Annotated in this window: 17 protein-coding genes and 1 riboswitch; of the genes, 13 read left to right on the top strand and 4 right to left on the bottom strand. The window is 45.5% G+C overall.

Translation table 11 applies throughout. The annotated features are described in order from the left end of the window. Positions 1 to 451: 451 nt before the first annotated feature. From Q4A14_RS01355 to Q4A14_RS01415, 13 genes are all read left to right on the top strand, one after another. Positions 452 to 2,986: a TonB-dependent receptor gene (locus Q4A14_RS01355; protein WP_303169373.1), complete on the top strand. Its 2,535-nt coding sequence runs from the start codon at positions 452 to 454 to the stop codon at positions 2,984 to 2,986. Between the two features lie 38 nt (positions 2,987 to 3,024). After that, on the top strand, positions 3,025 to 4,545 hold the full coding sequence (locus Q4A14_RS01360; protein ID WP_303169375.1) for a DUF5689 domain-containing protein: 1,521 nt from the start codon (positions 3,025 to 3,027) through the stop codon (positions 4,543 to 4,545). Positions 4,546 to 4,583: 38 nt separating this feature from the next. Then, positions 4,584 to 5,504: a BACON domain-containing protein gene (locus Q4A14_RS01365; RefSeq protein WP_303169377.1), complete on the top strand. Its 921-nt coding sequence runs from the start codon at positions 4,584 to 4,586 to the stop codon at positions 5,502 to 5,504. A gap of 418 nt (positions 5,505 to 5,922) precedes the next feature. Then, positions 5,923 to 8,517 carry an alpha-glucan family phosphorylase gene (glgP, locus tag Q4A14_RS01370; RefSeq protein WP_303169379.1) on the top strand — a complete coding sequence of 865 codons (2,595 nt, stop codon included), beginning with the start codon at positions 5,923 to 5,925 and terminating at the stop codon, positions 8,515 to 8,517. Positions 8,518 to 9,024: 507 nt separating this feature from the next. Further along, on the top strand, positions 9,025 to 9,732 hold the full coding sequence (gene cas6 / locus Q4A14_RS01375) for a CRISPR-associated endoribonuclease Cas6 (protein ID WP_303169380.1): 708 nt from the start codon (positions 9,025 to 9,027) through the stop codon (positions 9,730 to 9,732). Positions 9,733 to 9,741: 9 nt separating this feature from the next. Then, the gene (locus tag Q4A14_RS01380; protein ID WP_303169381.1) at positions 9,742 to 10,320 is read left to right on the top strand and encodes a hypothetical protein; all 579 of its coding nucleotides are present in this window, start codon (positions 9,742 to 9,744) and stop codon (positions 10,318 to 10,320) included. After that, positions 10,317 to 12,485 (top strand): CRISPR-associated helicase Cas3', encoded by a 2,169-nt coding sequence (gene cas3 / locus Q4A14_RS01385; RefSeq protein ID WP_303169383.1) that lies wholly within the window; start codon positions 10,317 to 10,319, stop codon positions 12,483 to 12,485. Before Q4A14_RS01380 ends, cas3 begins: the two co-directional genes overlap by 4 nt. A 30-nt stretch (positions 12,486 to 12,515) precedes the next feature. Further along, on the top strand, positions 12,516 to 13,832 hold the full coding sequence (locus Q4A14_RS01390) for a hypothetical protein (RefSeq protein ID WP_303169385.1): 1,317 nt from the start codon (positions 12,516 to 12,518) through the stop codon (positions 13,830 to 13,832). Continuing rightward, positions 13,829 to 14,893: a CRISPR-associated protein Cas7 gene (locus Q4A14_RS01395; RefSeq protein ID WP_303169386.1), complete on the top strand. Its 1,065-nt coding sequence runs from the start codon at positions 13,829 to 13,831 to the stop codon at positions 14,891 to 14,893. Before Q4A14_RS01390 ends, Q4A14_RS01395 begins: the two co-directional genes overlap by 4 nt. Before the next feature lie 347 nt (positions 14,894 to 15,240). Beyond that, entirely contained in the window at positions 15,241 to 15,756 is a 516-nt protein-coding gene (gene cas4 / locus Q4A14_RS01400; protein WP_303169388.1) for a CRISPR-associated protein Cas4, read from the top strand. Then, on the top strand, positions 15,753 to 16,769 hold the full coding sequence (gene cas1b / locus Q4A14_RS01405; RefSeq protein WP_303169389.1) for a type I-B CRISPR-associated endonuclease Cas1b: 1,017 nt from the start codon (positions 15,753 to 15,755) through the stop codon (positions 16,767 to 16,769). The genes cas4 and cas1b overlap by 4 nt, the downstream gene beginning before the upstream one ends. Beyond that, on the top strand, positions 16,769 to 17,029 hold the full coding sequence (gene cas2, locus Q4A14_RS01410; protein WP_303169390.1) for a CRISPR-associated endonuclease Cas2: 261 nt from the start codon (positions 16,769 to 16,771) through the stop codon (positions 17,027 to 17,029). The genes cas1b and cas2 overlap by 1 nt, the downstream gene beginning before the upstream one ends. Positions 17,030 to 17,216: 187 nt before the next feature. After that, positions 17,217 to 17,312: riboswitch (TPP riboswitch) on the top strand. A gap of 143 nt (positions 17,313 to 17,455) precedes the next feature. Beyond that, positions 17,456 to 19,699 carry a TonB-dependent receptor gene (locus tag Q4A14_RS01415; RefSeq protein ID WP_303169392.1) on the top strand — a complete coding sequence of 748 codons (2,244 nt, stop codon included), beginning with the start codon at positions 17,456 to 17,458 and terminating at the stop codon, positions 19,697 to 19,699. Between the two features lie 332 nt (positions 19,700 to 20,031). Here the strand turns inward: Q4A14_RS01415 and Q4A14_RS01420 are convergent, their stop codons facing one another. From Q4A14_RS01420 to Q4A14_RS01435, 4 genes are all read right to left on the bottom strand, one after another. Then, positions 20,032 to 21,009, bottom strand: a complete 978-nt coding sequence (locus tag Q4A14_RS01420; RefSeq protein ID WP_303169394.1) for a calcium/sodium antiporter — start codon at positions 21,007 to 21,009, stop codon at positions 20,032 to 20,034. Between the two features lie 33 nt (positions 21,010 to 21,042). Continuing rightward, a complete protein-coding gene (locus Q4A14_RS01425) occupies positions 21,043 to 23,052 on the bottom strand; it encodes a M3 family metallopeptidase (RefSeq protein WP_303169395.1) in 2,010 nt (669 codons plus the stop codon). 132 nt (positions 23,053 to 23,184) lie between these two features. Then, positions 23,185 to 23,634, bottom strand: coding sequence for a ribose 5-phosphate isomerase B (gene rpiB, locus Q4A14_RS01430; protein WP_303169396.1), 450 nt, complete (start codon positions 23,632 to 23,634; stop codon positions 23,185 to 23,187). Positions 23,635 to 23,641: 7 nt separating this feature from the next. After that, complete coding sequence (locus tag Q4A14_RS01435; protein WP_303169397.1) at positions 23,642 to 25,669, bottom strand: transketolase; 2,028 nt, start codon at positions 25,667 to 25,669, stop codon at positions 23,642 to 23,644. Positions 25,670 to 25,852 lie beyond the last annotated feature (183 nt).

Here is a 25,852-nt window from a genome sequence, read left to right on the forward strand (position 1 = left end):
TCAAACCTGACAGAATTAATATCTTTTTGCTATTTTTTATCTTATTTATTGCCTGTTTTAGCCAATCACCCTCTCTAAACATGAAAGAATAAGGATAAAGATCACAAAAAGTAGGTATGATTATCAGATATCCTTAGGCATCTTTCAGCCATTCTTTAACAACAGATCGGTATAGGAACTCAAAGGAATAGTTCTACATTTAGCCTTAAAGAATTAAAACAATGACATAAGTAAATACAACACGGCATGCTCGGGAGATCTCTAAAGGACATCGGGCAAAAAGACACAAAAGCCAATATTCCGATATGAGTGCACGCTTTCGCGTGCACGTGTGCGAACACTTTATATATGTAAAACTTTGAAAATCGGTGAAAAAGGTATTACTTTGTAGGAGTATTAGGTAAGTTATTGCGCGGATATTCTCTATCCGCCTTCACACTAAACATTTTATATGAATATCAAACAAGGATTACTTCTGCTGAGCATCTCCGTCGGCATACTGGCGCATATTGATGCAACAGCTCAAGAAGTCAAGACTTCAGACTCTGAAACATTGAAGAGGGAAGTCTCTCAGTTGACACAAGAGGAACTCGAGCTTGAGTTTGACCCCGGTATGAATATGGAGTTACCAGCACTCCTCAATGCTTCGAGAGATCCATTCGGTGCGGCAGTTGCCTACAACCTGAGTCCATTCAGATATAGACTGAGAGGTCTTGATGGCATGTACACCAACACCTTGATCAATGGAATCAAGATGAATGACATGAACACAGGATTCACGGCATGGTCTCTTTGGGGAGGACTCAACGACATCACTCGTAACCAAGAGACGGTACTCGGTCTCTCTGCATCGGCATTTGATAGCGGGAATCTTGGTGGGACACAAGCCCTTGACTTTAGGGCATCAGCCTTTAGCAAAGGAGTAAAGTTGACTTACTCAAATAGTAACCGTACGTACTTACATCGTGCCATGATAACGGCATCGACAGGTCTGCGCACCGATGGTTGGGCAGCAACAATATCTGTCGGCACAAGACTTGGTAACAGTGGATATACACTCGGCACATTTTATGACGCTCAAGCCATCTTCTTGGGGATTGAAAAAAGACTTGATCAGGGACATGCCCTTGCCCTCTCAGCATTCGTTGCTCCGACTCGCCGTGGAGTGGCTATGGGATCGACCCAAGAGGCTTATGACCTTGTAGGCAGCAACCACTACAACCCCAATGTAGGATACCAGAACGGCAAGGTGCGCAATGCTCGTGTGAGACAAAGCTTCGAGCCCGTTGTTCTCCTTACCCACGACTGGAAGATCAGCAGGTGGAACAAACTGTCGACTTCGGTGATGTTGAGGGCTGGACATAATGCATATTCGGGAATGAACTGGATAGGCCAAGATCCTCGTCCGGACTACTACCGCAACCTGCCAAGCAACTATGAAGGGATCAAAACGGTGCAAGACGCACTCACAGAGCTTTGGGAGTCCGGAGATCGTAGCACTCTGTACATAGACTTTGACAGGATGTACCGCTCCAATCTCAATAACCAACAAATTATCCTCGATGACAAGGGAAATGTCGTAGCTGACGGCAAAAGGGCAATGTACATCATAGAGGATCGTAGAAACGACCAAAGACAATTGTCGTTAGCATCGACTCTCAATAGCAAACTCTCAGAAATGTTTTCTCTCGATGCAGGGGTACGCTTTGCAGCTAATAAGACATCAGGCTTCACAACGGTCAAAGACCTTCTCGGAGGAGACTATTGGTACGACATAGATAAATTTGCGGAAAGAGATTTCTCTCAAGATCCTCTAAAGGCGATGAGCGACCTCAACAATCCTTATCGTGTCGTCAAAGAAGGAGACAAGTTCGGTTACGACTACGATACTCATATCATAAGACCGGAAGTATGGGGTGTCCTTCGCCAGGAAACTTATCGATTTGACAACTACCTCGCTCTTCAGCTCGGCCACGCGACAATGTACCGCGATGGTAAGATGAAAAGAGGCTTATTCCCCGACAACTCATACGGCAAGTCTGATGTGCTCAAGTTCTTTGAATATGATGCCAAGTTAGGATCTACGTTCAAAATCTCAGGTCAGCACTATGTCTCTGCCAATATCAGTGTAGGTCAGCGTGCACCTCTCATGAGAGACATCTTTGTTTCTTCTCGCTCTCGCAACACGATCGTCGAAGGACTCAAAGCAGAACGTTCCCTTGCCGGAGACTTGAGCTATGTCTACCGTTCGCCTTTCGTAAAAGCAAGATTGAGCGGATTTTTCACCCGTATAGACAACAAGAGCAAGACAATATCATTCTATGATGACGAAAAGAGAACCTTTGGTCAATACGTAATGACAGGCATAGGCGAACAGTATGTCGGAATAGAAGCCGGTGCAGAAATAAAGTTGTCTCCGACATGGACGCTCAATGCGGCAGGATCGATCGGGGACTTCTTCTACCACCAAAATGCGAACTACTCACACTATGTGGACAACACGGAAAAACTCCTCGGTAGTGGTACGGTCTATTGGAAAGACTATAAAATATCAGGCACCCCTCAAAAGGTGGCAAGCCTCGGAGTGAATTATCGTTCGCCAAAGTACTGGTATGCAGGACTGACAGTAAACTACGCTGCTGACTCGTACATCAGCATGAACCCCACATTGAGGACAACAGAGCTATATGAGGCGGATGGATTCAAACCTGAGTTTGCTCACCAAGAAAACTTCGGTAGTTACTGGATCCTTGATGCTAACATAGGTAAATCTTGGAGGTTTGCTCGCAAATACACGCTTGCAGTCAACCTTTCGGCTTCCAATGTGCTAAACAACAAGGCCATCAAGACCGGAGGATTTGAACAGATGCGCAACCGATTCACTACGGATGACTCCGGTAAGAGAGTATTTGAAAGACCCTTCGACAAAAAGTACTTCTACATGTTTGGCATGAACTACTTTGCGAACATCAGCTTCCGCTGGTAAGCCACCCATGTCATAACTGTATATAAAGCAATATCGATATGAAACAAAAGGTAAATATACTACTCAAGGGGCACGTGTTGCTGCTGGTGCTACTAGGCGGATTCCTTTCCGCTTGCAACTTTTACGACAAGCATGATCCCGTGGCTCCACTCAATGAAGAACTACCAAAAGCAACCATCACCATTGCTGAAGTAAAAGCGATGTACAAAGAAGGTGGAAACTTCATCACCGGAGATAAGCCACTCATCATCCGAGGACAGGTTATTTCGTCTGACAGATACGGCAATTTATACAACGAACTGTATGTACAAGACGAGACCGGAGGAATAAAACTATCACTTAGTTCGTCAGCCCTCCATGGCTCATACCCTCTCGGTTCTGAAGTTGCGATGACTATCAACGGACTGAAGCTGGGCAAAGCCGCAAATAATCTCTCAATAGGAGTAGATAGTAATCGTGTCACAAAGAGAGGAGACAAGTATGAGAATGATCGTATCCCATTACCGATAGTACACAACGTATTGAAGTGTGATGGCGTAAGTAAAGCTTTAGTTGCAAAAACAGTGACAATCAAGGAAATCGATGAAAGCCTGAACGGATCACTTGTGAAGATTAAGGATGTACAGTTTGTGTCACCTGATGAGACTTGGGCGACCCCCACAAAAGACAACAAAAGTGGCGAGAGTAGAGACTTGCAAGACAAGAGTGGCAATACAATCATCGTTCGCAATAGCGACTATTCGACATTTGCAGGCACAAAACTCCCGAATGGCAGTGGCGAAATAGTAGCAATAGTCACCTATTTTCTCAAGACAAAACAGCTTGTCGTATCTTCCCCTGAAGATGCAAAATTCACAAATCCTCGCTTTGAGGTTGGCGGAGGAGATGGTCCTGCCCCCAAAGTGACATCTACTGTATCTGCGATCAAAGCTCTTTACACCAACGCACCTGTAGAGCTCCCAGCAAAAACAGTCTTCGAGGCAACCGTCATTTCTTCGGACAAAGACGGTAACTTCTACCGTGACTTGTATCTGCAAGACAGTGAAGAACAAGGCATAAGTATAAAGATCAACAGAAAAAACATCTTCCAAACTTATCCAATCGGTACAAAACTGATCATAGATGTATCCGGACTCACCTTAGGTCGAGACAATAACAGACTCTCAATAGGAACAAAGGGTTCCGGCAACTACCAAACAGCATTCGTTGACTGGGATGCATTTATCAAAATAGCCTTCAAAAATGGCACTGAAAGTGTCCAAGCCAAGGTCGTAACAATCCCTGAGATCACACAATCCATGTGGTGTACTTTCATAGAAATAAAGGGCCTTACAGCTGTCAATGGTGGCAAAAAGAAATGGGTCGAAGAAGGCAAAGACACCAACAGCACTTTCAAAGATGAAGCAGGCAATGAGATCATCATCCGTTGCAACAAATTTGTCCCTTACAAGGACAAGCTTCTCCCTACAGGAAAGGTCAACATCAAGGGGGTGCTTTCAGGATTTAACACGACCAATCAGATATTCCTCAACACAATCGAGGATGTCGAAGAACAATAAAAACAGAATGTTGAACACTAACTAAAACATTTACCAATATGAAACTATCAACAAAATTATTCGCTTTAGCAACACTACTTATCGGACTTTCGATAGTATCTACGTCATGCTCCAAAGATAATCCAGAGCCTCCGGTGACTCCAAAGCTCGACATCACAGATAAAACCATCTCCATAGCTGCAGAAGGTGAAGAGAAAAGTGCGGTTTTTGAAACCAATGTAGATTGGACAGCTTCTGTGCCAACAGATGCAAAGTGGCTTTCTATTACTCCAACAAGTGGCACTTCAGGTAAGATTACTCTCAAAGTAACAGCAATGAAGAACGAAGGAGCAGAACGCACTGCAGAAATCACAATCATGGCAGGTACAAAATCAGATAAGATAACTGTAACCCAGGCTGCAAAGGCTGTAGCAGAGAAAGAACTTCTTTTCCTGGGCTCTGACTTCGAAGATGAGGCTGCATTCAAGGGCGCATTGAATAACTATGGCCTAACAAATGCTACTATCGCTGACGGTGGTAAAAATGGCAAGGGCCTTAAAGTACAGCTTGAGAACCTTGAAAAGAACTCTTATATGTTCACGGCGACATTCCCCAAGGGCAAGAGCCTTGAAGGCAAAAAGAGCATTGAATTCTACATCAAGGGAAATTCAGCAAAGTCTTTCTCAATCCAGGTATTTAGAAAGGACGGCAAGTATGACGCATTCAACGTAGGCACTATCACCAACGATAAGACTGAAGTAATAATCAAGCCTACGACAAAGGCAAATAACACTACCGGAAGTGCTCAAAATGATTACAAAGGTACCATTGATACCGGTAACAAATGGGTGAAAGTAACTTTAGACCTCACTCCGATTTTGAGCAATGTCGGTACTACTGAAGGCAAAGATTTCTTCACGTTCAAGTTGGGCAACAAGTCTAAGTATGACATAATGATCGACGAAATCACTCTACAATAAAGACTAAAGTTATTTGACAGACTAACATGGAGAGTAGAGAAATGTGTCATCATATTTCTCTACTCTCTGCTCTTTACCCATCCTGCCGAAGACGACAGTCGAGTATGCAACAAGTATCGCCTGTAGCAAAATCAATAGGGCATACCCCTGAACTCATAGAATATAGCTAAAACTCGTGTAAGCACTTGGCCTAGAACTCAAATGACGCAACTAAAAGAATACTCAACCTGTAAAGCTTAATATAAACCTCCGAAAAATATTTCGACAGGGAATAAGACCCTAAAAAAGGGAAATATCAGATAAAAAGTGAACTACAAAAGGTTGACATCTCATTTTTTCTTGAAAGAAATCAAACAAAATGCTGATTTAGATGTTTTTACATCGTAGTTTATATTCTTTTCAAGATTATTATCCAAAAATGATACAATCAAAACGAACCAACGAGCCCTTATGGCACGATGTATATACCTACTCCAGTCTTCCGGAGTCATTGTCACAACTCGAGGAAATTGCCCATAACCTTTGGTGGGTATGGGACAGTGATGCCAGGAGCCTATTTCACGGTCTCAATGAAGAAGTCTGGGAAGAAACAAACGGCAACCCCGTAAAAGTGCTGAGAGCTCTCACACAGAAGAAACTGAAAGAGATTGAGGCGGATGATTCTTTCAAAGCAAAGATTGCCAGAGTCTATGCCAGATTTAAGGCATATATGGAAGGACCATACCGCACAGATGCTCCATCTGTTGCATACTTCAGTATGGAGTATGGTCTCACCAACATCTTAAAGATATACTCCGGAGGTCTTGGTGTGCTCGCCGGAGACTTTATGAAAGAAGCAAGTGACTCCAATGTCGACATGGTAGGCGTGGGTTTCCTATACCGCTATGGATACTTTGACCAAGTCATTGCCAATGACGGTCATCAGATGGCCGAGTACAAGGCACAACGCTTCAATGAGTTGCCCATAACACAAGTAAAAACTTCAGAGGGCAAACCCTTGATGATAGCTGTACCCTATCCTGAACGTACTGTATATGCCAATGTATGGCAAGTTGCGATCGGTCGCGTGACCCTCTACCTCTTGGATACAGACGTGGCGGACAACTCCGAATGGGATCGATCCATCACGCACCAACTTTATGGAGGGGACTGGGAAAACCGCATGAAACAAGAATATCTGCTCGGGATAGGCGGTATCCTCATGCTTGAGCAGTTGGGGATCAAAAAAGACATTTATCACTGTAACGAAGGGCATGCTGCATTCATCAACGTTCAGCGTTTGGCACATCTGATAGAAAAAGAAGGACTGAACTTCAACGAAGCTCTCGAAGTTGTAAGAGCCTCCTCCCTATATACCGTGCACACTCCGGTTCCTGCGGGACATGACTACTTCGATGAAGCATTATTTGGCAAGTACATGAACGGCTTCCACAATAAGCTGGGTATCACTTGGCAAGAGTTTGTCGACATGGGGAGAGAAAATCCCGGAAGTAACGAGAAGTTCTCAATGAGCGTCTTTGCACTCAACACATGCCAAGCAGCCAATGGAGTAAGTCTGCTTCACGGCGCAGTGTCCCAAAAGATGTTTGCTCCCGTATGGAAAGGCTTCTTCCCCGAAGAACTTCATGTTGGTTATGTGACCAATGGGGTCCACCTACCCACATGGATGGCATCAGTATGGAAACCCTTTGTACAAAAACATATTTCTGAAGACATCATCCACTTGCAAGACAAGGAAGAAGTATGGAATAAGATTCAGGAAATCCCGGATCATGAACTTTGGGAAATGCGTAAATTGATGAAACAAAGATTCATCGACTATGTCAAGACCACCTATTCACGCCACCCGGTAAATAGTAAGGGAGAACCATCCAGCACAATGGCAGTGATAGACAAGATCAATCCGGAGGCTTTGCTGATAGGTTTTGGACGTCGCTTTGCCACATACAAGAGAGCCCATCTACTCTTTACCGATCTGGATAGATTGGCAGAGATTGTCAACAACGAAAAGTTTCCTGTCCAGTTTATCTTCACCGGGAAAGCTCACCCTGCCGATGGCGGAGGGCAAGGTCTCATCAAACACATCGTTGAGATATCCAAACGTCCTGAGTTTGAGGACAAGATCCTTTTCTTGGAAAACTACGATATACGTCTTGCTCAGCGCCTCATTGCAGGTGTTGACGTGTGGATGAATACTCCTACCCGACCACTTGAGGCCTCAGGGACCTCCGGCGAAAAAGCCCTCATGAACGGGGTGCTGAATCTATCAGTCCTTGACGGATGGTGGTACGAGGGTTATAGAGAAGGTGCCGGGTGGGCTCTTACGGACAAGCGTACCTATACCAACCAGCACTTCCAAGATCAACTTGATGCTGAGACAATCTATGATCTTCTCGAAGATGAGATCGTCCCGCTCTACTACGAGAGACCAGAAGATTCAGAGTTTTCACCCGGATGGGTAAAGACGATCAAAAACTCGATGAACTTCATCCTCCCTCACTATACAATGAGACGGATGATGAATGATTACATCGAGAGGTTTTATCGCCCACTCAAAGAGAGGAGTGCCCGCCTCAATGCCAATAATCATAACCTCGTCCGAGATATTGTAAAATGGAAAGAGGCAGTTTCAGCGAACTGGCATATGATTCAGGTCTTGGACACCCAAATATTCACTCAAGACGGAGATACCACCACCTTTATAATTGGCGAACTTGCCAAGATATCCCTGACCCTCGACAAGCACCTATTGTCATGTGATCTGGATGTCGAACTTGTCGTTGCAGAGGAAGTCGAGGATAAGAGCCTCAGGCTCCAAAATGTACTACCATTCCAACTCATCAGTCACGAAGGCTCGAGAGTTGTCTATGAGTTGGAGAGAGTCGTTGACATCCCCGGCTATCAAAAAGTTGCCATAAGGATTACACCTCGATATGGCATGCTCCCTCACAAGATGGACTTTGCTTATGTCACCTGGGTACCCCTACCCTGTGTGCGCAAAGCTCACTCATAAAAAAAGAACCTATACCAAGATAATCCCCCTTCTGCTAGTATCCTTTGCAGAAGGGGGATTTTTCGTACACACCTCTGATCGGTTGACTTTATCAGGACTTGACAACGAAAAAAAATCAAAGTGATTGGGTTCTGACACTGATCTTCCTCTCCGGCAAAGGCACTATGCCACGATATCAATTAAGAGTGTCAGACAAAGAAAGAAAAGATGTACATCTCTCCAAATCGATGTGCCTACCTTGAGAAATGAAGGTAAAGATCTTTTTCAAACCACTTCACTTACTCTACCTTCAGAGGAAATACAATATGCTGTTTACATCAAACTCACTAAAAAAACGATACCCGCATCCAACGAACTAATAAATCTCCCCTTTTCTATCTACTTAGATTCGGGAGACAGGAATAAAAAAATATGTAAACATAATCAATATTCGCCTTGCAAATTTTAAAATTATGAAAATAAATGTATATTTGCATATACTGACAATAATGAAGAAAATTCCATAATATGAGAATACATACAAGGATTGAAACCAACAAAAGAACCGCAATCACCTTCGATCATCAGCCTGCTCTTGTAGGAGTCATACATAAGTGGCTTGGAGAAAACAAACTACACGGAGAGACTTCTCTTTTCTCTTTTTCTCCTATACGAGGAGGGCGTTTCGACAAAGATCAGGGAGGACTCATATTTGAGGGACAAGCCTTTCTCTCCATCGCAGCTCATGACCCTTCGATACTTTTGAGACTGATCAAAGGAATACAAGAAAGCCCGGACTTGTCTATAGACACTCCAAACGGTTGGCAAAGCAACCCTTTTGACGGGTTCAGAGCCGTGGATGTTGTCATCGAAGAAGATCCCGAAGATTTGACTCAACAGGAGCAGTTTTCGCTATACAGCCCTATTTTTCTCAAAAAACAGTTGCCTGATGGGTCATTCAAACACATACTGTATGATCATCCGGAAGCAGGCGAGCTGATGACGACTCTACTACGCCGTAAAATGGAAATCGCAGGATTGTCGGACCCTACCCTTGATGTGAGGTTCGATCTCTCCTACCCTACCCCTAAATCTTGTCTGATCTCATACAAAAAGGTAAAAAACAGAGCGAGCCTGTGTCCGGTTCTGATCAGGGGGAGTCATGAGAGCAAAGTTTTTGCTCGAAATGTAGGACTGGGGCACTCCACAGGTATAGGCTTTGGAACACTCAAATAATCGATAGCCATGGAATATTTTGTCGTAAAGTACACAGGCCCTTTCGGCTTCATCAAGCCATGGTCGGCGGTGAGAGACGGTGAGACTTACTCTCAGCAGTTTCTTTCTCCATCCATTGTCGAGGGCATGGAGAAAAAACTGTTCCCCGAGCTCTTGTCCCAAAAAGGAATATACAAGATCGCACGCCACAAACTCTCTTACAACGGCATAAGTGTACAACAGGAAAAGACACAGACTCAGGGATACAAACCTCTGAATAGAGGAAAAAGCTACATAAGAGAGAACTCCATCATAAAACGTGGGGTGATGCTTGAACCTAAGTTGCTGCTGGCTTTCACTGCCGAAGAAGATGCTCTCGTGGCATCTCGCCAACATCTGTGTCTGTGTCGCAATGAAGATGTCGTACTTCCGGATCCTAAGATTATAAGGATGACAGAGAAGGAGTTTGATGACCTGGTGGGCTTTGAGCTACGATTTGAAAGCAATAAATCAGACTCTTTCATGGTCGGGCTCAATAGATTTGATGACTATGCCCCCATGTACGGACGCATCGAAATAGGTGGAGAGGCAGTCTTGTCTACAGAATGAACGAGTACAACCACATATTGGCAAAGAGCGAAGGAACTCCGCTCGTCCGACATCTGCAGGATGTAGCTATGACAGCAGAAGTCATAGCCGGTCATCTCGGGATGAATACCGACCTTGCACGGAAAGGCGCTCACCTTCATGATATAGGGAAGGTATCCCCATTGTTTCAAAAAAGGCTGAAGGAGCAGGACATAATGCCGTTATTCACATTTAGGCATGAGATAGCATCACTGTTCTTTTTGTCCCTTGTTCCCCAAAAAGAGGATCGAAAGATCCTTATAGAGATGATCGTAGCTCACCACAAATCCGTGTATCAGGATTCGGGAGAAAAGGGACTACTGGACTTGTATGGTAAAGATCCGAAATGCTTTGACCGTCATGTACAAGGATTTGAGGAATGGAGCAAAAATGCTCTGGGAATACTTACTGAGCTTGGCTGGGAAACACATCCCATAAGTATAGAGGAGGCAAGGCAAAGTTTTGAAGAAGCTGTGGATTACTGTTCGCCTCTGCCACCAGACTGCTCAGAATGGAAAGGCCTACTGATGGCTGCCGATCACTTGGCATCCGGGATGGAGGAGTATACAGAAGATGCGTTGTCCAAACTTTTCATCACACCGGACCTCTCACACTACAGTAGCAGAAAGAGTGATCTCTATCCTCTCTCCATGCTCTCGACCGATGATCCACGGCTACATACGATCGTAACGGCACCCACAGGGGCAGGCAAGACAGACTTCTTGCTCCGTCGATGCAGGGGACGAGTCTTTTACACTCTACCCTTTCAAGCATCAATCAATGCAATGTATGACCGACTAAAGCAAGATTTGAGCTCCACCGATGCTCAGATATACCTCTTGCACGCAGCTTCGGTACTAAAAGTTGCAGAGGAAACAAAGAAGAGAAAACTATTTGGAGCAAAAGGCCCACGGATAGAGATATACGAGCAATTCCTGCCCCGACATATCGGAGCTTCGATCAAGGTCCTCACTCCACATCAAATGGCAGCAGTGGCATTCGGGCTGAAAGGATATGAAGCCATAGCTCTTGACCTTAAGGGTTGTGATGTTATTTTGGATGAAATCCACACCTATAGTGGTGTTACGCTGGGTATGGTCACCAAGATAGTAGAGATCCTTATTGTATTGGGCTGTCGTGTACATATCGGTACAGCCACAATGCCAAGTATCTTGTACCGGAGGATTTTGGATCTCCTTGGAGGAACGGAAAATGTGTACGAAGTAAAACTATCAGAAGAGAAATTGATGTCTTTTGATCGCCACATCATACATAAAGTGCCCTCCATCGAAACAACAGACAAGGAGGTAGGAGAAGCCATAGCTCGTGGAGAAAAGATACTCTTTGTCTGTAATCAAGTCAAACGGGCCCAAGCTCTATATAAATCTCTATCGGAAAAGTATCCAAGTGTACCAAAGATGCTTATCCATAGTCGCTTCAAACGTAAAGATCGAGCGCGATTGGAATGCGACCTGAAAGAGATTTATAACCAAAGTAAAGAGGCTTGCATAGTAGTCTCTACTCAAGTAGTCGAAGTCAGCCTCGATATCAGCTTTGATATGATGGTTACCGAGTGTGCACCTATAGATGCGCTGATACAGCGCTTTGGTCGTATCAACCGCAAGAGAACAAAAGAAGGGATAGGTCACTATCGCCCGATCTTTGTGATCGCCCCACCGGACTCTGAGAGCGATGCCAAACCGTATACGCGAGAAACTTTGCAAAGGACTTTTGAAGCCTTACCCGACAACGAGATTTTACACGAGGTAGATATACAAAGCCTCCTGGATAGAGTATATACAGAGATTCCGAATGTCGACGTCTCCCTGCATTCGGCATACCATGGTGGACAATGGGCGCTCAAGTCTCTTACACACGTTGCAAAATCTACCCTCCTGAGCTTACTTGACATCAATGCAGCTTGTGGAGTGACAGAGAGTGACGAAGATGCTTATGCACAAGGCTCTTATATCACGAGGACAGAGATGGAGATCCCTACATCGGCATCTATATGCTACAAACGTCTGAAGCCATTAGAGGTAGGACACAGGCCTTTCGTAATCCCTGACAAAGCATATAGCGTGGAGCTCGGGATCCTCGAAGAGTATAACTCTCCGGAGTACTACAACACTTTTGATTTTCTATAGCCTACTACAATGTACAAATGAGCAAGTGATATGGTAACATCTGTCATAGGCAAGATATTCCTCGAAGCATACAACAAGAAGAACGGCACGGACTATGATCCCAAACGTTTCTTTGTCGAAGTCTACTATCCTCTTTTCTTCAATCAGGAAAAGTACATGATGACAGCGGGTAACTCTCCGTTTGAGAACCCCAAAATATCATGGACGGATATGATATTGGGAAAGAAGCCCTTCGAAACTCCCGAAAAGAGGCAAGAGAGATTTGACCGATTTATTGAAAAAACAGATGGGTCTCTTTGTGATGCAAGTATCGCTATCGGCTATCCGACAGTAGATTTTTTCTCAACGACATCAGGGCAAGTATCTATTCCTCAAAAAGAAAACAATCCGGAGGAAGCCTATCTATCTTGGATCGGAGCCGGCTTGGGGGTGGGCGTTCAAGGGGGGATGTCTATACTCTTCAGCCATACGGACATACTGCTCGATATCTTCGAGGGATGGAAGGTTTACCGTAAATATCTGAATGAGACACCCAACATGAAGGGCAATCAAATCAACACATGGAATGGTCAATGGCTTAAAAAGCTCTATGATAAGATTGATACTTCCCAAAACTTTCTATCTGCCCTGTCAGAAAAGGACGGCATCATCAGTGTTGAAACCATCCCATGGGCCGAACTGCTCATAGCCATCAGCTCTCACCTCCAGAACCCGAAAGTCATGGGTTATGTATACAATATAGGGCAGACCAACACTACCATCGGGTTTATACCCTTTGCTCTCTCCCATATTCGCATACCGTATGAGCTCTATATCGACTATTTCGGGGCAGATGATATCGAGGACGCCTCAGAGCTGTTCGGGACCGCCATAGGATTTACGATGGCCTGTCGAGAAGGTGTCATCGGCATCAAAGCCCTCGAACCAAAGGGGCTGAGACCTTATATGGAGAAAGGCAAGATGCCATCATTCAAGAATGATAATAAAGAACAAACAATACAATTTCGAACCTATCAAATTTGGCTATTAGCTATGTTAAACAATGATCAACTGTGGGATAAGTCAACCCAATTTGCCAACTTCCTAAGCACCTACACAAAGGGAGGGAAGTCCGGTAGGACCGGCAGGAGCAATGAAGTCAAGAGTCTGCTGACAGCGGTCAATCAAAGGAGCTTCATTGAAAAGCTAATTCCTATTGTCGAGGAAGCTGAGAATAAAGAAGAGATAACAGAAATCGCAGGTCTCATTAATAAGATGCCTGCCGACAATGTTCCATACTTTTTGACTCTGCTACGTTTTCATTATGCCGCAATAAATAACAATCAAATAGATTCCACACAATTATGAATCCTTACATTTACCTCAGAGCACTCAAACGTGCAGAGCACACAGTCTTTTGTGTTGAAGACGGACAAAAAAAATACTACGATCCGCAGTTTGGGAGATATGTATCCTACTCCAGCGGACAACAAGTTAAAAGATCTGTTCTCGAAGCCTTGACAGACCGTCTCAACGTACAAATGGCTCCCATAACATTCAACTACGAGATCACTGCCAAACAAGAGCTATCATACAAGGAACCATGGTCTCCCTGTGATCCCCGATATGTAGACCAATTGGTCGGAGGTTGGATGCGTGCCGGAGACGGCGTCACAAAAAAACGCCGGAGCCCACTATCCATATCCGCGATGAGAGCACTACATCCTCTTCTCGTAGATGTAAGTCAAGAGAATGCGACTTTTGACAGAAGTGATCGCCCCGAAAATCATCCGGTGAATGTACGTGTGGCAGGTAAAAAAGAGCTTCTCACGGAAGAGGAGATCGAATCATTCCTCACAAAGACCAATAGCACCTTGGGACGACGCAACTGGATCCCTGATCTCCGACGCACATCCGGACTCTTTGTTTACGACGTTGCCATAGATTTGCGTACACTATTTTGTGTCTCCACCAATCAACACGAGCCGGAGATTGACAAAGAGATGATCGAAAAGCTCAAGAATGCGGGCTGGGTAGAGAGCGAAAATGTCTTTGGCAAATGCCTTGTATTACCTAAGGAGGAACGCGACAAGATCATTCCCGCATTGGCCCACGCCCTCATCAACTGGCGTATCACTTCCAATCAAGCCCGGACATTCAGCCTCATGGAAACACTGGCAGTGGCTATCAGTGACAATGCCAACGCACAAGCGGGAGCCATCAGAGCAAAGCTCATAGATGATGGTAGCGACAAACCAAAAGTGAAGCCCATCGTGGATGAGACTGCAGGTGCAGACGTATACATCACGTTGCCATGCGCCGGCTATGTAGTAGTCCAAAACGAAAGTGCAGATGCACTAAAATCTGCTGAAAATCAACTCATAGAGATGATGAAGGCCTTTGACTATGAGGGTCAGATGAAGCAATAAACCCAAATACAGATGCCAAGAGTCTCGACCCTTCGACTCTTGGCATCTGTGTTTCATAGGGCTTTGAGCCAAAGGGGGTGCATCCGTCAAAATCAATGTGCCTACCTTGGTCAATCGATATACTTACCTTGATGTATCAAGTTGGACAACTTTTTTGTGCCTTTGACAACCTCATTCTCAAGTCAGAAACACCCATGAAAACGCACTTAAGATTAGTCTGAACAAGTTATGGCAAGGTGAGAGAAAAATACAGACAAAGCCTCAGACCGGAGCCCCTCAACTTCAACAAAGAGGAGGCTTGACAACTTCTTGACATTCTCCAACATCCAAATAAACAACCATGACAGATGAATATAACCGGTACACATATCAATTATCACCAAGTTTGCCGGAGGAAGCTGTGGCTGTTCGGAGCGGGTATCCTCATGGAGCATACTTCCGACCTCGTAGCAGAGGGGAAAGTGCTACATGACACCACTTATCTTCAAAGGTCAGAGCGATATTCGGAGTTTTCGATAGAAGGCATCAAGATCGACTACTACGACGCCACCAATAGGATAGTCCACGAGGTAAAAAAATCGAATAAGATTGAAGACGCACATGTCTGGCAGGTCAAATATTATCTCTATGTACTTCAAGAGCATGGGATCACGGATGCGACGGCCGTCATAGAGTACCCGACCTTGAGGCATACGGTGGATGTCCGGCTGACGGAAGAGGACTGTACCACCATCAGAAAGATGAAAGCAGAAATAACATCCATCATCAACTCTGATCACTGCCCTCCGAGGATAGACTCAAAAATATGCAAAAACTGTAGTTATTATGAATTTTGTTATTCGGGAGAAGAAGAGAAACCATGAAGAAGACATACTATTTATTCAACTCGGGAGAACTGTCTCGAAAAGACAATTCGTTGAAGTTTGTCCCATTTACTGAAGATGACAATGGGCAAAGTGTATCAGGACAACCTCGATATCTGCCGATAGAGGCTGTGGGAGATATCTATGCCTTTGGTAGTCTCAAGGCCAATAGTTCTCTTTACAATTTCCTGGGACAAAATGGGATCTCCCTACACTTCTTTGACTATTATGAAAATTATACCGGCTCGTTTATGCCCAAGGATGGGCTCCTTTCAGGCAAGATGATCATAGCCCAGGTCGCAGCTTATCAAGATCACAAGAAGCGTATGGGGATAGCCCGAAAGTTTATTGACGGGGCAGCATTCAATATGCTCAAAAACCTGAGGTACTATGCCAATAGAGGAAAAGAGGTAAGTGAGATGACAAGCCTTGTGGAAAAATATGTGGAAGCCATACCGACAGCATCATCGATCGCAGAACTCATGGGGATAGAGGGCAATATCCGTCAGGCTTACTATATGGCTTTTGACGAGATTATAGACACCTTCGATATGGTAAAGCGTAGCAAACAGCCACCTCAAAATGAGGTAAATGCGCTGATATCTTTTGGCAATATGATGTGCTACTCTTTGTGTCTGAAGATGATACACCAAACCCAACTCAATCCGACCATCAGCTACCTGCATAGTCCCGGAGATAGGAGATACTCCCTCTGTCTTGACATCTCGGAAGTCTTCAAACCTCTCCTCGTGGACAGAACAATCTTCAGAGTGCTCAATAAGCGTGAAATACAGGCAAGACACTTCGAATTTAAGCTCAACAGCTGTGTACTCAACCCCGCCGGAAAAAAGATCTTTGTTCAAGCCTTCGAGGAGCGGCTTAACGAAACAATAAGGCACCGCAAGCTCGGACGAAATGTGAGCTACAAACATCTTGTGAAGCTTGAGTGTTACAAACTTGCCAAGGATATACTGAACATAGAAGATTATCAACCCTTTAAGATGTATTGGTGATGTATATTATATTGGTCTATGACGTAGGTGAAAAAAGAGTGGGTAAAATGCTCAGGCTATGTCGTAGATATCTGAACTGGATACAAAACTCTGTCTTTGAGGGTGAAATAACTCCTTCAAGCTTACTCGAACTGAAACATGAAGCCAAGATGATAATGAAAGAGAAGGACAGCATGATCATCTTCTCAACCCGGCAAGAAACATGGCTGAATAAAGAGATCATCGGGGATGAAAGAGCTTCGATAGATAACTTTCTTTGATCAACAGTCCCCCCCTATTTGAGCAGCATTCCTACAAGAAAGGAAAGACACTTCGCTCAAAGACGCCGGACAAAAGACTTAAAATCAATACCGTGACACACTCTTAAGGAGCTACAAACATCTTTAAGCTTCCGGCATTTGTTGTAAATTCAATCGGTCTTTTATACCTTTGTAGGGATTTAATGATCAAATCACTTAGGGGTGCTGTACGTTGTACGGCTGAGAACAAACCCTTGGAACCTGAGCGGATAATCCCGGCGTAGGAAAAGTAATGCAACATATCGGCCATGAGGGCAGAGTCCCTCACACCTTTCTAAAAAACTCACCCCTACATCATATATCTTCGTCAGTATCACAGGGTACCCTGCGTGTTGGAGGTCATTTGGATCGTCCATTACTAACAAACTAAAAACATTACTGACAATAATGATCAAAAGAAGTATCTCTTTGCTTTCCCTCTCTCTCCTGATCGGAGCCATGAGCCTGGGAGCAAAGGCACAAGACATCAAGCACTACACATCGGAGGAAGTCGAGATCCTTGGCACTCGTCCGGGAGAAAAGACGCCTGTCACCCAGCAACGTATCAAGGTCGATGATCTAAGCAAAAAATCTATTACATGGGATGTTCCAAGCCTCCTTCAAGGCACACCTTCACTCGTGATGACAAGCGATGGAGGTATCATGGGCGGATACACTTCGTTCTCTATCCGCGGAGTGGATGCTTCTCGCATCAACATCACCAACATGGGGATACCTCTCAACGATAGTGAAAGCCAAACAGTCTTTTGGGCAAATATGCCTGACTATGCATCACGTCTCGATGACATCGTGATCGTAAGAGGTGCGGGCTCTTCAACCTTTGGAGCAGGAGCTTTCGGGGCAACAATGGATATGAGGGGAAGAAAGCCGGCCAACGAAGCAGGTGTAAGATTGGCGACCTTTGGGGGCTCGTATGGCCTCAATCGCAATTTCGTAAGCCTTGAGTCCGGACGTCTCTCGAGCGGATGGGCATTCAGTGGTTATCTCTCAAGGATCAAGAGCGACGGATATGTAGATCGCTCCGGAGGTAAGGCGACGGCTTACTATATCCATGCCTCTCACAGGGGAGAAACAACCAGCCTCGATATCATCCATAACTACGGTGATCAAGAGACCGGAATTGCTTGGAGGGGGATCTCGGATAAAAATCAAGAACTGTTCGGCCGCAGATTCAACGAATCCGGTCTCATCAATCCTGATGAGGCGAAGAAAGACCCTTCGGTAGCAAAGTATTTCCGCAACACCGACAACTACAAACAGGGGCACACCTACGTCATCTTCAAACAAGAACTCATGCCGGGGCTCAAGTATGGCGCCACTCTACACTATACCAAGGGTGATGGCTACGCACAAGAATACCGTACAGGGCGAAAGTTCAAAGACTACGCTCTACCCTCGGTGGATGGAAAAAAGAGGACTTCCCTCATCCGCAACAAACACTTATCCAACGACTTCTATGGTGCGATCTTGAGTCTTGACTACAAGAGAGACGCTCTACACTTGTCTGCAGGCTTGGCGGGCAACAACTATGTCAATCACCACTTCGGCACACTTGACTTTGTCCTCGACAAGTCACCTGAGTTCACTCCCGGGCAAGAGTACTATCGCAACAAGAGCAACAAGTCTGACTACTCGGCTTATATCAAGGGCGAATACTCTATCTTTGACCAAACACTATTGTACGCAGACCTTATGTATCGCCATATCACTCACGACATGAACGGTACGACAGATGCCTACAACGATGTCACAGGGGCGTTGGATGTACTTGACTACAAGCTCAACTACAACTTCTTCTTGCCTAAAGTAGGGATACACCAGACTTTCAACAACAACTTCAGTGCCTATGCATCATTTGCCATGGCAGGTAAGGAGCCTACGCGCAAGGCCTACACAGAGAGTATGAAGATCGAGAACGGCATCAAGTCAAACCCGAAACCTGAATTCTTGATGGACTATGAACTCGGAGTCAATTGGAGAGTGAAAAACTTCTCTCTCAATGTCAACGGATACTTCATGGACTACAAAGATCAGCTCATCGTGAGTGGTAAGCTCAGCGATGTGGGCGAACCCATCCATGTCAACGTCCCCAAGAGCTATCGCGCAGGTATCGAGACATCTGTATCGTGGGACATCCTACCAAGCCTTTTTGTACAGTCCAACCTCACCCTCAGCCGCAACATCATCAAGGACTATGAGTTGACCGAGAGTGATGAGAACTGGGATAACGCTCTCTCTGTGACTCTTGGATCGACACCTATTGCAATGAGCCCTTCGGTCATCTTCAATCACACCATCGGCTGGAGCCCTATCAAGGCACTACAACTCTTCCTCACAGGTAACTATGTAGGCAAAAGACACATGGACAACTCCGGAGTTGAAGATCGCACCCTCCCGGGCTATTACACTTCGAACCTCAAGCTCAACTATACACGCAACCTCGGTATAGGCCGTAGCGTCACACTTTCGTTCCAAATCAACAACCTCTACAACAAGACCTATGCAACAACAGGCTATGTAGAGACCTACTACAAGAAGAACGGTGAAGAGATCGAAAGGCTGACCTCTAAGCGAGTCACTTGGCCTGCTGCACCTATCCACTTCGTTGGAGGAGTCACAATAGACTTCTAAGGCACGGCCGCATATAGACCTGAACAAGGTCGTCGATAAGAGAAAGTAAGCCCATCCGATATTTAGTATCGGATGGGCTTTTTTCGATATGAATCAGACTCAGAAAAGTGACAAGCAAATATCCGGAGAAAAAGTTGTCTAACTTGATGTCGCAAGGTAGGCATATCGATTCGTCAAGGTAGGCACATTGATTTCGAAGGTTGTCTACCTTTTTGAGATAAGCAGTCCAAAGACATAAAAAAGAAGAGGTTGATATAAGTAATATCGACCTCTTCTTCATCTATGATCAGTCCCGACTCAGTATCGGGCGAATGCCCCCCTCAATGACAGGATCAGGCTCCTATAGCTGAAGAAATAATATACCAGTTGTACGCAACAAAGACGGCAAAGAGCACCGCCCCCTCAGAGCGAGACAAGGTCCCGATAGAAAGGAAGCGAGCAAAAACAAAAAGCAACACGGGAGCTAAGAGTTGAGCAAAAAGATCAACAAAGGTGAATGCCAAGCCGGTCTGATTGTGCACCAATCCTGTACAACCAAGCACAAGGAAGATGTTGAAGATGTTACTTCCCACGACATTACCTATCGCAATGTCCGCGTTTTTCTTGAATGCTGCGACGATAGAGGTAGCGAGTTCGGGCATCGATGTCCCCCAAGAAACAAGAGTAAGACCTATGAGTGTCTCACTTACACCGAGAGTACGTGCAATCTCTGAGGCAGAGTCTACAAACAAACGTCCTCCAAAGACAAGTCCGGCAAGACCTCCGACAATGTATATGATCGACAACCAGACCTTCATGAGTTTCGCAGGTTGTTGTTCTTCTTTGGCGTCATTTTTACCCTTCGTTCCCATGTAGATGGTATACAGTAGAAAGAGAAGTCCAAAGGTAAGCAAAGTAGCCCCCTCGGAGCGTGTCAGTTCTGCAACATCTTTCCCATCTATAAAAATATCCCCGATGACAAAGAGCAAAACAAGAGCCGTCAGGATAGCCATGGGAATCTCGATGTTTCGTGATGATTTGCCGATGGGAAGAGGAGCTATGAGGGCGGTAAGTCCGAGTATGGCCAAGATATTGAAGATATTGCTACCGATGACGTTACCGACCGCCATGCCCCCGTTCCCCGACAATCCGGAGAGGACACTCACGGTAAGCTCGGGAGCCGAGGTACCAAAAGCCACCACAGTAAGGCCTATGACAATCTGAGAGATTTTGAACCTCGTAGCCAGTGCCGAAGCTCCATCTGTGAGGAAGTTTGCCCCCGCTATGATGAGAGCCGAACCTATGATTACAAATAAGATATGTAATAACATATTTAGGAATAAGTTTTATTGTTTGTTACGTTGTCAGTCCTTGAGACCGGATCTTTTCTTTAGGGCAGCAACAGTGGCATCTTTCCCCTTGAAGCGTCGATACAGTACATCTGCATCCACGGCATCCCCTTGCTGAAGAATATTCTCCTTGAAGCGGAAGGCTGTTTCTTTGTCCCTGAGACCGTTCTTATGAAACTCTTCAAAAGCATCGGCATCAAGGATCTCCGCCCATTTATAACCATAGTATCCTACGGCATAGCCTCCATTGAAAACGTGCGAAAAGCTACAACTTATGCAACCTCCTTCAACTCGAGGAAGGAGAGAGGTACGTTCTCCGACAAGACGCTCAAAGGCTTCGATGTCTCGTGTCCCCAGCCTGTCCGCTTCTCCTGTATGCCAAGCCATGTCGAGGTATCCGAAACTGAGCTGACGGATACAAGCATAGCCTTCGAGGAAAAGAGCATTGCGCTCAATGGCAGAAAGGAGTTCTTCGGAGATGGATTGGCCCGTTTGATAATGCACCGCAAAACCCTTGACAAACTCGGGACTGCGCATCCAATTTTCCATGATCTGTGAGGGAAGCTCAACGAAATCTCGGACGACATTCGTCCCACTTAGAGAGGCATACTTGACTGTCGTGAGGAGTCCGTGCAGACCGTGTCCAAATTCGTGGAAAAGGGTCGTAGCCTCATCAAAGGTAAGCAGAGAAGGTGTACTATTTGTGGGAGGAGTGAAGTTCATCACCAAGCTCACCACCGGTCTTACATTGTCATAAGCCTCGACATAATTGGTCATCCAGGCACCGGACTGTTTGCCCTTGCGGGGGAAAAAGTCCGTCATCAATATGCCGATCTCCGATCCGTCCTTAGCCTTCACATCATAGATCTCCACATCTTTGTGATATTTCGTCAGTGTGTAATTGGGGACAAAAGTAATGTCATATAGATCCGCAGCAAGGGAAAGCATGGCTTCCATCACCTTGTCAAGAGCAAAATAAGGACGGGTCTCTTCCTCATCATAGTCCAATGTCTCCACCTTGTACTGCTCGGCATAATAGCTCCAGTCCCAAGGCATGATATCGCCGGTCTCGAGAGGAGCATACTTCGCAGTCTTGGCAAAGTCTTGAACAGCTCTGACTTCCTCGCGTGCAAGCCCTATATAAGCATCATACAAGTCATCGAGCATCTTGTAGACATTCTCCTTTGTCTTTGCCATTCGCTCCTTGAGGACATAGTCTGCATACGTTGTATATCCGAGAAGAGAAGCAATCTTTGACCTAAGCTCTACAATCTTGAAGACGATATCGACATTGGCAGTCTCCTTATTCATGTCAAAACAAAGGGCCTGTCGATCACGATACATCTTCTCCCTTGTAGCCCTGTCATCGCAATATTTCATGATTGCCATATAAGAAGGAAAGCTGAAATCAAACAGATACCCTTCCTCTACACCCTTCTCCTTGGCCTTACTCTGAGCGACCTCCAAGGCAGCTTGTGGAAGTCTGCTGATGAGGGCTTTATCCAAGACTTGGAGCGTATACTCATTCTGTTCCCTGAGTACATTTTGGCCAAACTTCAAAGTTGTCAGGCTAAGTTCCTTTCTCAAGGCTTTCAATTCCTCCCGTTTGTCCTCCTCGAGAAATGCCCCTCTGTCTCTGTAACCCTCATAAGTACGCTGGAGGAGACGCTTATCTATCCCTGTAAGGACATGATACTCATTGTTGTATACCTGCTCTATATTCTTCGCCAGTCGGATATCCATATTGATCTCATTGTTGAGATCGGAGAGCAATGGCGTGAGTTCTTCCGATAAGCGCATGAAGTCGTCATCGGCATCACAATGAAGCAAGTTGAAAAATACCGAAGTGTGCAAATCAAGGGTCTTCCCTGACTGCTCAAGAGCAAGCACGGTATTGGCAAACGTGGCCTCTTCGGGCTTTATGCTTTTGATGCCATTGACTTCGGCTCTATGAGCCTCAATCTCTTGCTTGATAAGCTCTGAAAGATGCTGAGCACTTCTATTTTGAAAGTCCGGATAAATCATTATTTGTTACAATCTTTAAGTCTAAAACAGATGAGTGCTACCAACTACTTCTTTTGATGAAGAAGAGTGTGATAGCACTCATTAAGCTTATTGTCAGGAGTCTATTATTTTCTATCAGCTCGCTCCGACAGATTATCTTTGGGGTGCTATCTTGTCCACTCTACGTTGGTGTCGCCCACCCTCAAAGTCTGTCAAGAGAAAGATATCGACCATCTCCAGGCCCTTGTCCCGAGAGATAAAGCGAGCGGGGAGAGAAAGGACATTGGCATCATTGTGTTGGCGTGCAAGAGCTACAAGCTCATCATCCCAACAGAGGGCTGCCCTCACACCATCATACTTATTGAGCACCATAGAGATACCATTACCGGATCCACAAATGGAGATACCTCTGTCTACCGAACCATCACACACAGCCTGCGCAAGAGGATGTGCGTAGTCAGGATAGTCGCAACTATCTGTGCTGTCCGTCCCAAAGTTAGTCACAGCATAGCCTTTGGCTTTGAGGTGTGCTATGACAGTCTCTTTGAGTTCATATCCTGCATGATCCGCAGCAATACCTATTGTCATTATTTCCTTTGACATTATATTTTTATTTCTTTTTGAGCATTTTAGTCACCTGCTTCACCACGTTTTCAGGAGTAAAGCCGAGTTTTTCATCGAGGACCTTGTATGGCGCCGAGAAGCCGAACGACTCAAGTCCCCAGATACTACCCTGACCTGCTACCAAGCCTTCGAGTGTGACAGGCAGGCCGGCAGTAAGACCAAAGCGAAGCACACCCTTAGGAAGCACTGCATCCTGATACTTGGCACTTTGATTTCTGTATAGCCCTTCTGAAGGCACAGAAACCACCTGGGCTTTGATTTTCTTCTTGGCAAGGAGATCTGCTCCCGCCACGAGTGTAGAAACTTCCGAACCACTTGCAAGGAGCACGACATCCGGATTCTCTACCTCACGCACGACATACGCCCCCTTGGCAACTCTCTTTGACTTGCTATAAGTATTGCCGGGCAGGTCATCGATATTTTGACGCGAAAGGATGAGAGCCGTAGGAGTCTTGGTATTTTCCATTGCCAACTGCCAAGCCACTGTAGTCTCATAGACGTCTGCAGGACGGAGGGCAAGCAACGAATTATCTCCCGAGTGATTTTTGAGTTTTTCAAGGAGTCTGATCTGTGCCTCTTGCTCTACAGGCTCGTGTGTAGGGCCATCCTCTCCGACACGGAAAGCATCGTGAGTCCACACAAACTTTACAGGGACTTCCATGAGGGCCGCCATACGAGCAGCAGGCTTGATATAATCCGAGAAGACAAAGAACGTACCACAAGCGGCAATGACACCACCATGGAGAGCCATACCTATACAGAGACAAGCCATCGTAAACTCGCTTACACCTGACTGGAGGAAACCTCCGGAGAAGTCATTGCGCATGATGACCGAAGTATTTTTCAAGAATCCATCGGTCTTATCGGAATTGGACAAGTCCGCACTTGAGACCACCATATTAGGAACTTGCTGAGCAAGATAACCGAGCACTGTTGCCGAAGCTGCACGGGTAGCTTGATTGGGCTTTTGTACAATCGACTTCCAATCTACCTTAGGAGCCTCATCTGAGAGCCAAGAGTCCAACTCTGCAGCAAGAGCAGCGTTGCTTTTTCTCCACTCGTTGTATTCCTTTTGCCACTGTTTGCACTCATCTTTGAGAGCTTTTTGTCTGTCAGCATACATCTTTTTGACATCATCAAAGATGACAAACGGATTGTCGGGATTTCCTCCCATACCCTTGATTGTAGTCGCAGCACAAGCTCCGGCAGCAGACAAAGGCTGTCCGTGAGTTGAAACCTTATTTTCGAAAGACTGCCCTTCAGCACCCTTTGCGCCCTTACCCATTACGGTCTTACCGATGATGAGGGTAGGCTTGCCTACCACTGCGATAGCCTTGTCAAGAGCCTTACGTATCTGGTCATGATCGTTGCCATCTATTTCGATGATCTCCCAGCCCCAAGCTCTGTACTTCATCGCCACATCTTCTGAGGTCACTTCATCTACTGTGGTAGAGAGCTGGATATTGTTGGCATCATAAAACATCACGAGGTTGTCGAGGCCCAAGTGTCCTGCGATACGTCCCGCGCCCTGAGATATCTCTTCCTGTATCCCACCATCGGAGATAAACGCAAATATGCGTTGTCTCATGATCTTGCCAAACTTCGCCTCCATCTTCTTCGCTGCGATTGCAGCCCCGACGGCATACGTATGCCCCTGACCAAGAGGACCTGAAGTGTTTTCTACTCCTCTTTTGACATCTCTTTCAGGGTGTCCGGGAGTGACACTCTCCCACTGACGGAAGTTCTTGAGGTCATCCATACTATACTTACCATGCATGGATAGTGTCGCATAGAGCATCGGCGACATGTGCCCGGGATCGAGGAAAAATCTATCACGAGCAAACCACTCAGGGCTCTCGGGATCAAAGACCATGTACTCTGCAAAAAGCACTTGTGCAAAGTCCGCACCTCCCATGGCACCACCCGGGTGTCCGGATTTTGCCTTCTCCACCATCGAAAGAGCGAGGATACGGATGTTGTCCGCCGCCCTTAGACTAAGTTGTTTTTTATCCATAACTGTCTGGTAAAATGTATAGTATATTTGACAATAATTTGCTGAGTCGGAATAATCCGATGTCACCACAGACTATGGCACAAATTTACTAAAAAAACATGACTACCTATGTAGAGACTCGATAGCTTAACCGCAAAACCGTTCTCTACCCCTCTACCATAATATTCGGACTCATCAAATGGC

The organism is Porphyromonas sp., from assembly GCF_030529325.1.
Taxonomy (GTDB): Bacteria; Bacteroidota; Bacteroidia; order Bacteroidales; family Porphyromonadaceae; genus Porphyromonas_A.

Excerpts from the sequence above, each read along its gene's own strand:
- Q4A14_RS01415 (WP_303169392.1), top strand. The coding sequence starts at position 17,456 with ATGATCAAAAGAAGTATCTCTTTGCTTTCCCTCTCTCTCCTGATCGGA.
- Q4A14_RS01420 (WP_303169394.1), bottom strand. The coding sequence starts at position 21,009 with ATGTTATTACATATCTTATTTGTAATCATAGGTTCGGCTCTCATCATA.
- Q4A14_RS01360 (WP_303169375.1), top strand. The coding sequence starts at position 3,025 with ATGAAACAAAAGGTAAATATACTACTCAAGGGGCACGTGTTGCTGCTG.
- Q4A14_RS01435 (WP_303169397.1), bottom strand. The coding sequence starts at position 25,669 with ATGGATAAAAAACAACTTAGTCTAAGGGCGGCGGACAACATCCGTATC.
- Q4A14_RS01355 (WP_303169373.1), top strand. The coding sequence starts at position 452 with ATGAATATCAAACAAGGATTACTTCTGCTGAGCATCTCCGTCGGCATA.
- rpiB (WP_303169396.1), bottom strand. The coding sequence starts at position 23,634 with ATGTCAAAGGAAATAATGACAATAGGTATTGCTGCGGATCATGCAGGA.
- cas1b (WP_303169389.1), top strand. The coding sequence starts at position 15,753 with ATGAAGAAGACATACTATTTATTCAACTCGGGAGAACTGTCTCGAAAA.
- cas6 (WP_303169380.1), top strand. The coding sequence starts at position 9,025 with ATGAGAATACATACAAGGATTGAAACCAACAAAAGAACCGCAATCACC.
- cas4 (WP_303169388.1), top strand. The coding sequence starts at position 15,241 with ATGAATATAACCGGTACACATATCAATTATCACCAAGTTTGCCGGAGG.
- Q4A14_RS01395 (WP_303169386.1), top strand. The coding sequence starts at position 13,829 with ATGAATCCTTACATTTACCTCAGAGCACTCAAACGTGCAGAGCACACA.
- cas3 (WP_303169383.1), top strand. The coding sequence starts at position 10,317 with ATGAACGAGTACAACCACATATTGGCAAAGAGCGAAGGAACTCCGCTC.
- Q4A14_RS01365 (WP_303169377.1), top strand. The coding sequence starts at position 4,584 with ATGAAACTATCAACAAAATTATTCGCTTTAGCAACACTACTTATCGGA.
- Q4A14_RS01390 (WP_303169385.1), top strand. The coding sequence starts at position 12,516 with ATGGTAACATCTGTCATAGGCAAGATATTCCTCGAAGCATACAACAAG.
- Q4A14_RS01380 (WP_303169381.1), top strand. The coding sequence starts at position 9,742 with ATGGAATATTTTGTCGTAAAGTACACAGGCCCTTTCGGCTTCATCAAG.
- cas2 (WP_303169390.1), top strand. The coding sequence starts at position 16,769 with ATGTATATTATATTGGTCTATGACGTAGGTGAAAAAAGAGTGGGTAAA.
- glgP (WP_303169379.1), top strand. The coding sequence starts at position 5,923 with ATGATACAATCAAAACGAACCAACGAGCCCTTATGGCACGATGTATAT.
- Q4A14_RS01425 (WP_303169395.1), bottom strand. The coding sequence starts at position 23,052 with ATGATTTATCCGGACTTTCAAAATAGAAGTGCTCAGCATCTTTCAGAG.